A 7597-nucleotide genomic window follows, 5' to 3' on the forward strand; every position below is an offset into this window, starting at 1 on the left:
TGGGGTTACCTATTGCTAAAAAGCCATTAAAAAGCATAACGATAAAACATAATTTTATAGTGAAAGAGCATAGTGTGACTTCAGTCCGGTTGTATTTTCTATATAAGGAATTTAAATTTGTTAAAGATATCAAATGGGAGGAATGTATATGAATAAAATAAGAATACTAATTGTGGAAAATGATTCAGATTGGTTAAAGGAACTTATAAAACTATTAAATAGTGACAAAGATATTTTGGTTGTCGGAACAGCAGTAACAAAAGAGGAAGCTGTTCAATTTGCTCAAACTATACAATTTGATATTGCTTTAATGGACATTAATCTGTCAGAAAATAATCTAGATGGAATATATGCCGCGTTCAAAATAGGTAAAATATGTAAATCTAAAATTATTATGCTTGCATCTTTAAATGATGAGGAAATAATAGAAAAAGCCTTCACCGCAGGAGCAGTAAATTTTATTACCAAGGAAAAATATATGCAAATTCCTCATGTTATACGGGAAGTATATAGAACAGTTACCCCAATAGAAATATTGGTAAGGAAGTATCGTAATTTAAAAAAAGAAGAGCAATTAAAGTGTTTAACTCCGGCTGAAAAAGCAGTATTTGAGTTGGTCGAACAAGGGTATACTCGGTCTCAAATAGAGAAGAAACTATTAAAAACTGAAAGTACAGTTAAAAATCAAATTAAAAACATAATAAAAAAAATAGGAGGATCTAATTTAAAGAAATCTATAGAAATAGTGGAAATGAGGGGTATGTTTAGCTCAAGTAATAAAAGTAATACATAAACCGAATACATAAAGCTAAATAGAATAAACAACTATCCAATAGTTTTTCTTTAGTACACGTTTAAAGTAATTTAGGACTATAAAATTTAGCTAAGATATCCAAATTGGGGCTAAAAAAGTTAAGCCTTACATTTATTTATGTCTTCGTTTATTATCTAAATATAGGTAATTTAGTAAAAAAGAAAATTTATTAACCTTTATTTCAAATAAAGGATATAAAAGTATATGAATATAGTACTGTTTATTGTAATGGAGTGATAGAATGTTTGGTCCAAAAGAATTAAAAAAGATAAAAATAGAGTGTTCCCAGAATGTAGTAATTACAATGATAGATGATGAAGCAGTATTATTAGATATTGAAGGTGATACCTATTTCGGATTGGATCCAACAGGTTTATTTATTTGGAAAAAATTGAATGAAGGGCTTAGTTATGAAACTATTGAGAACGAAGTGAAATTAGTTTATGATGTAACTTCTGAAGAATTTCAATCAGATTTTATCTGCTTTATTAAACAAATGGAGGAAAAAAGATTGGTGAATATAAAATGGTCTTAAAGAAAATTTATTGGTATATTTATGTCCTTATAAAAATTATAAAGATTAATGGGCGGCTAAAGAAAGAAGGGATTAAATCTGTACATCAAAAGCATTTTCAGCAAAACAAAGAATTACCAGAATTACGCAATGTACCAAAAGAAGAGGTTGAGTTTATCTATTTTATATTGAATATAATAGATGCTGTATGCTTCTATTATATAGGCAAAGCACGATGTTTACATAGATCGGTGGCAGGATACGAAATTTTTATGAAAAAAAAAATACCGATAGACCTTGTGGTAGGTGTTAGTAAGTTCCCATTCATGGCACACGCTTGGCTAGAATATAATGGGAGAGTTGTAAATGACGAAGGAGACATGCGTAATAAATATACTATTCAAATGGATACAAGTATATTAAGAAAAAAAAGAAAGGATAGGATAATTTGAGTGCTATTTGTGGAATCATGAGTTTTCAGAAAAAATTAATAGCTCGAGATAGAATACAAAGCCTAGTTCAAAAGTTAGATAAATGGGGACCAGATCATCAGAAAGTAATAAGTGATGAATGGGTGGGTCTGGGACAAGCGTCCTTATATACGACACCTGAGTCGATAGAAAAATGGGATCCCCATCGGAAACCGACGAAAGATAAATTTATTGTAGCTGATTGTAGATTAGATAATAGAAATGAACTTATGCAAAGGTTATCTTATAATGGAGAGCTATTATCTGACGCTGAACTTATACTTATGGCTTATGAAAAATGGCAGGATGATTGTGTTTTATACTTAAAAGGTGATTTTTCATTTGCAATCTGGGACAAAAGACAACAAAAGCTATTATGTGCTAGAGATCACTTAGGAATTCGACCATTGTTTTATCGAAGAAATAACAATGAATTCATTTTTGCTTCTCATATGTGTGCACTTTTCAATCCTGAAGAACAATTAAAAATCAACAAGAATTATCTTATAGATTACATATACCTTCAAGGAGTCCCGCCAGAAAATAGTACACCGTATACGGACATACATAGAATTTCTAAAGGTCCCGTTTGATAATACAATCAGGTACCATTAAAATTGAACCTTACTGGAATTTAATAAATACTAGTAAAATAGTGTATAAAAATAATGATGATTATGTTTTTCATTTTCGTGAATTGTTTGATAAGGCGGTTGAATCCAGACTCAGAAGTATAGGCTCTGTTGCAGTAATGATGAGTGGCGGGCTAGACTCAACCTCTATTTATTGTAACAGCAAGAAAAAACTATCCTAACACACAGGTAACCCCTATTTCTTGTGTCTATAATAAGTATAAAGAAGCAGATGAGCGTGAATATATTGAATATGTACATTCTCAATATCAAGGGGATTTTGAGTATGTATATAGTGATGACAAGTGGATGCTAAGAGGGTTTCCTGAATATTCACCACTTACTGATGAGCCCAATGTAGCTCAATTGATGTATTCTTTAACTAATTCTTCTTACTTAAGGGCAGCTGAAAGGGATGTAAGGGTTGTATTAACTGGGTATGCTGGAGATCAGGTATTTGGTTATAACTATTATTATATAGCTGATTATCTAAGAAAGTACAAATTTATGACATTTATTAAGGAGGCAAATAAACTATCTCGTGTGTTGAATGAACCATTATATAGCACAGCACTTGAGTATGGCTTTAAACCATTACAGCGGAAGGGAAACAGATTTGAACATTCCCTTATGAGCGAGGAAAATTACCATAAAGCAAATGAAAGGTATATAAGCAAGCACTTTGAATTGATGCCAGGAGAAAGATCCCAATTCGAATTTATAGACCAAGCTCCTCAGCTATATATATTTGCAAGAGATTATATTTCAGAGCCATTAAAAATGGAATCTAGGCATCCATTTCTAGATGTTGATCTTGTAAAGTTTTTATATGGCATACCATTGGAGATAAAAACAAAAAACGCTAGAAGTAAGGGAATTTTGATAGAGGCTATGAAAGGGGTTCTTCCAGAAAAAGTACTTAGCCGTCCAGGTAAATCGACTACGAATGCTTTGATATTTGAAGGTTTTAAGCAAGAGTATCACAAGTTGAAGAGAGTTATTCAACAATCAATTTTACAGGAGTATGGCATCGTTTCGACGGATTTATTGATGAGTAATATTGAACAGCTTCGACAAGGAAATTTGAGGAATATTGGTAAGGACTTTTTTCCTGTACTTAGTTTAGAGCTATGGTTGCAAAGGAAGTATAAATATAGCTTTGCCAAATAGTCTTCAATAAAAAACTATGAAAGGAATGATTTAAATGGCTTATCTCATATTCTTTATATTCCTTTGTACCTTATGGAGAACAGTAAGCTATTATTTTAAAATGGAGCGTCTTCTAAAAGAGGTGATAACCCCAATAAGTAATATTAAACAATTTATTTCTAATAATCCAGAGTGTATAGTTTTTTTCATGGATAAAATGAGTACCTATCGAGCAATTTGGTATATACAAAAAATGTTGGATGAATTAAAGAAACATAATCTATCAGTTTCTGTTGTAGATATTAGTGAGGGTGCCGATATGTTGAATAATTTTTGTCCAGGGTGTGAGCTATTAAAAGTTTATGAAATTAAAACATTACCAGCAGTATATGTGTTTCAAATGGGAGAGCCTATTGATCGACTTATGAAACATGCGAATAATTTACCCTATAAAGCCGTTGTGTCTTTTATAGAAAAGTTTATGACTACAAAAAGTAACATGGAGACTGTGAAATGTCGTGGGTTAATGTAAGTATATGGTTATTGAGTGCAGTTGTTGGAACCGTATTTATAAGAAGTAGTTCAGGGAAAATTAGTAATTCTTATGCATTTGATATAGTAATTCAAAGCTATAAAGCCTTAAATAAAAAATCTATGACGAAATGGATCGCTATCATTATGGGACCATTGGAGTTATCAGTAGGATTGCTACTAGTTTTTAATATTTATCGCTTTGAGGTGGCACTGTTCGGTATTTTTTTGCAATTTATATTTGTTTTATTAATGTTGATTAACATGAATAGAGTTTTACCATATGGATGTGGCTGTTTCGGGTTACATGCTCCCGAAAAAATTAGATGGACCCATGTTATGAAAAATGCAGCGTTACTAGTATCATTAATTATGATTTCTTTATTTTCTTATTAACGTAAAGGTAAGGGAGATATATTAGTTGTGAATAAATTGAAAAATCAAGTGGATAACTTTTCTTGGAAAAAAGTCATATCTTTATCTGGTGCAAAGTGGTCAATGCTCATCGTTATAGTTTTACTAATCTTGATCCAAGCTTTACTTTCACCACTAGCACCAATGATTTTAGCCGAAATTATTGATAAGGGATTTTTAGGAAATAGCCGAGTTAGTTATTCTTTATTACTATTATCATTGTTTACAGTTTCTTACCTCTCTATTTCCTTATCAACGATTCAAAGATATGTTACGACCCTATTTTCGAGCCAGATTACTCTAAATATTAGGAAAAAGTTATTTTCAATTTTACAGAGACAACCGATCAGTTTTTTTACTGAAACAAAAATAGGTGAAATTCAATCCAGGCTAACGATGGAAGTAGAAGCAATCGGTGGTCAAGTCTTTGCTCCAATTTTTGATTCAATCAAATCTCTCTTATCAATCTTTACTACATTAACAGTTATGTTTTACATTAATTATAAACTAACTTTGGTTATCTTATTGGTCATTCCGTTATTGTTTCTTCCGTTACCTCTTTTTAATATTTTCGCTTATCGAATAAGTAAAGGATTAGTAGAGCGTAATGTGCAATTTACCTCGTTTGTTACAGAAAACTTGACAATTAGTGGAATGATGCTAATAAAGGTATTTGGCGGTCAAACAATAGCAAATGTGCGATTTGAAGAACTATCAAATCAAATGAGACAGGTGACATTGAAGCAATCTATTTTGAACTCAACATACCATCTATTCTTTTCTATTGGAATTGTAGCAAGTCCAATCTTAGTGTATTGGTTTGGACGTCCTCAAGGATTGGATGTAACTCCTGGTGTTGCACTTGCTTTTGCAACTTATATCGCAGCCTTATTTCAACCATTACAATCTGTTGGACAAATTAGTATGGATTTACAAACAGCAAAAGTTGTTTTTGGACGAATATTTAAGTATTTAGATGATGAACCAATTTTAGAAAAACCTTATGTACGACCTCAAAAAGTCAAAGGGGCTGTTAGGTTTAAAAATGTTATATTTGAATATGAACCGGGTAAAAAAGTATTGAACAATATAAATCTTGATATTAAAGCAAAGGAAAAGATAGCTTTAGTAGGTTATAGTGGTTCTGGTAAAACAACAATAGCATACTTACTTACAAAATTATACGAACCATCACAAGGGAGTATCAAAATAGATGGAATTGATATTAATGATTTTTCTTCTGAAGAGATGTCTAATTATGTTACTTTGATATCACAGGAAGTTTATTTGCTCCACTCGACAATTAAAGATAATATTATGGTTGCTAATCCTAATGCAACTATTGACCAAATCATTCAAGCAGCAAAAAATGCAAACATACATGAAAAAATTATATCACTTCCTCAAGGATATGAAACTATTGTCGGAGAGAGAGGATATAAATTGTCTGGGGGTGAAAAACAACGAATTGCAATTGCTAGAGGCTTTCTAAAAGATGCACCGATATTGATATTAGATGAAGCAACTTCAGCTCTCGATACTTTTTCTGAGAGTATAGTTCAGCAAGCGCTAAATGAACTTATGCAAAACCGTACTGTCTTTATTATTAGTCATCGTTTAAAAGGAATTATGAATTGTGATCGTGTTTTGGTTATTGATAATGGAATAATTGTAGAAGATGGTTCTCATCAAGAATTGCTAATGGAAAATGGTCTATATGTACGGTTATTTTCAAATCATGCAGTTAATCAATAATATATGAGGTGATTTTAATGCGAAGTACAACAAAGTATGTATTTATTGTTTCTTTAATAATATTTTTGGTATCTGTATTTCTCCTTTTACAGGAAAGAAATCAGGAACTTAAACAAAATGAACAGATGTTGAGTGAATTTCAGATACCTGAGTCAGTACAAGATGTTCCTCCAATAAATGATAAAGATAAGTATGTAGATGATTATATGGAACCATCCCTTGTTGCTATATATATTTCTGTAGCTATTATGATAATAACTGGGGGTATATTACTATTAACTAGAAAGGAAAAAGCAAAGTTGTGAAAGGTAAATTGAAAACTGCTAGCATTGTAATAAGTATATTGGCTATAGGGGCAGTACTTTATCACTTTGTTTTTTATTCAAAAAGTACAGATGTGAATTCTACTACATATACAATAGACAGTCTTTCCAATTTTTTATCAGAAAATGATAATATTGTTGGAAAAGAAGAGGCTCCTCTCACTATTGTTGAGTTTTCTGACTACAATTGTAATGCTTGTCAATATTCACATGAAAATTGGAAGAAAATTAAGCTGAATGAGAATTATATACAAACAGGGAAAGTAAAGTATATTTTAAAAGATGTACCAAGTAACGAAAAAGCTATTGAGGCTTCCCTAGTGGCTATGATTGCGGGTGAGCAAAATAAGTACTGGGAAATGCATTCTTTATTATTTGTACGTAAGAAAGAATGGATAAATGAACCAAAGGGTTATGATCTATTTAAGAAGTATGCAGAGGAATTAGATCTAGATTTGAATAAGTTTGAAAATAGTCTAGAGAACCGTAATAAATATTATAAAAAGAGATTAAAAAATAGCCGGGAGCAGTATAAAAAATTAAAAATAGCTGGTACTCCAATGATTATTATTGGGGATACACAAATTAATGGGGCTCCTGACTATAAAATTCTAGAAGAGGTAATAGAAAAAGAACTTACTAAGAACTAGCTATTTCTTTTCTTACATTTACTTAGCCTGATAATGTCACTTTTAGTGATTTAATTATAAATATCTAAATTAAAAGGAGAGATTTTAATGAAAAATTACACAAGTCCTGTAGTCGTTGAGTATGGAAAAGCAAGTGAATTAGTACAAGGTTGCATGGGATGGGGAAAAGAAGGCTTCGCACTCCGTGATTCTGATACGAATAAAATATATGTATGGAATGGTGCCGAGGTTCAATGCGTTTGCGGATATCAAGGGTGGACTTGCTAATTAGCAAATAATTTATGCTAATTATAAAACAATACACCGCAAAGTAAATGTACTCTAAAGGTGACATATCAGGACTTT

The 7597-nt window shown here is 31.3% G+C and carries 12 protein-coding genes; all 12 read left to right on the plus strand.

Translation table 11 applies throughout. The features are described from left to right. The first annotated feature begins 148 nt into the window (after positions 1-148). The 12 genes from JCM10596_RS22295 (at position 149) to JCM10596_RS22345 (ending at position 7519) form a co-directional block, all read left to right on the plus strand. Complete coding sequence (locus JCM10596_RS22295; protein WP_025028998.1) at positions 149-793, plus strand: response regulator transcription factor; 645 nt, start codon at positions 149-151, stop codon at positions 791-793. Between the two features lie 262 nt (positions 794-1055). Beyond that, positions 1056-1349, plus strand: a complete 294-nt coding sequence (locus JCM10596_RS22300) for a PqqD family protein (RefSeq protein WP_025028999.1) — start codon at positions 1056-1058, stop codon at positions 1347-1349. Continuing rightward, complete coding sequence (locus JCM10596_RS22305; RefSeq protein WP_025029000.1) at positions 1340-1780, plus strand: lasso peptide biosynthesis B2 protein; 441 nt, start codon at positions 1340-1342, stop codon at positions 1778-1780. The genes JCM10596_RS22300 and JCM10596_RS22305 overlap by 10 nt, the downstream gene beginning before the upstream one ends. Further along, positions 1777-2391 carry a hypothetical protein gene (locus tag JCM10596_RS22310; RefSeq protein WP_025029001.1) on the plus strand — a complete coding sequence of 205 codons (615 nt, stop codon included), beginning with the start codon at positions 1777-1779 and terminating at the stop codon, positions 2389-2391. Before JCM10596_RS22305 ends, JCM10596_RS22310 begins: the two co-directional genes overlap by 4 nt. Positions 2392-2453: 62 nt before the next feature. Continuing rightward, positions 2454-2612 (plus strand): asparagine synthase-related protein, encoded by a 159-nt coding sequence (locus JCM10596_RS31580; RefSeq protein WP_369345690.1) that lies wholly within the window; start codon positions 2454-2456, stop codon positions 2610-2612. Beyond that, positions 2584-3600, plus strand: coding sequence for an asparagine synthase-related protein (locus JCM10596_RS22315; RefSeq protein WP_081792157.1), 1017 nt, complete (start codon positions 2584-2586; stop codon positions 3598-3600). Before JCM10596_RS31580 ends, JCM10596_RS22315 begins: the two co-directional genes overlap by 29 nt. A 34-nt stretch (positions 3601-3634) precedes the next feature. Then, on the plus strand, positions 3635-4111 hold the full coding sequence (locus tag JCM10596_RS22320) for a hypothetical protein (protein WP_025029003.1): 477 nt from the start codon (positions 3635-3637) through the stop codon (positions 4109-4111). Beyond that, positions 4093-4506 (plus strand): MauE/DoxX family redox-associated membrane protein, encoded by a 414-nt coding sequence (locus JCM10596_RS22325; protein ID WP_025029004.1) that lies wholly within the window; start codon positions 4093-4095, stop codon positions 4504-4506. The genes JCM10596_RS22320 and JCM10596_RS22325 overlap by 19 nt, the downstream gene beginning before the upstream one ends. Before the next feature lie 27 nt (positions 4507-4533). After that, positions 4534-6279, plus strand: coding sequence for an ABC transporter ATP-binding protein (locus tag JCM10596_RS22330; RefSeq protein ID WP_025029005.1), 1746 nt, complete (start codon positions 4534-4536; stop codon positions 6277-6279). 17 nt (positions 6280-6296) lie between these two features. Next, positions 6297-6584, plus strand: coding sequence for a hypothetical protein (locus tag JCM10596_RS22335; RefSeq protein WP_025029006.1), 288 nt, complete (start codon positions 6297-6299; stop codon positions 6582-6584). After that, a complete protein-coding gene (locus tag JCM10596_RS22340) occupies positions 6581-7252 on the plus strand; it encodes a DsbA family protein (protein WP_025029007.1) in 672 nt (223 codons plus the stop codon). Before JCM10596_RS22335 ends, JCM10596_RS22340 begins: the two co-directional genes overlap by 4 nt. 87 nt (positions 7253-7339) lie before the next feature. Then, positions 7340-7519 (plus strand): hypothetical protein, encoded by a 180-nt coding sequence (locus tag JCM10596_RS22345; RefSeq protein ID WP_025029008.1) that lies wholly within the window; start codon positions 7340-7342, stop codon positions 7517-7519. Positions 7520-7597 lie beyond the last annotated feature (78 nt).

The organism is Caldalkalibacillus mannanilyticus JCM 10596 (assembly GCF_000615945.1).
Classification (GTDB): Bacteria; Bacillota; Bacilli; order Caldalkalibacillales; family JCM-10596; genus Bacillus_AT; species Bacillus_AT mannanilyticus.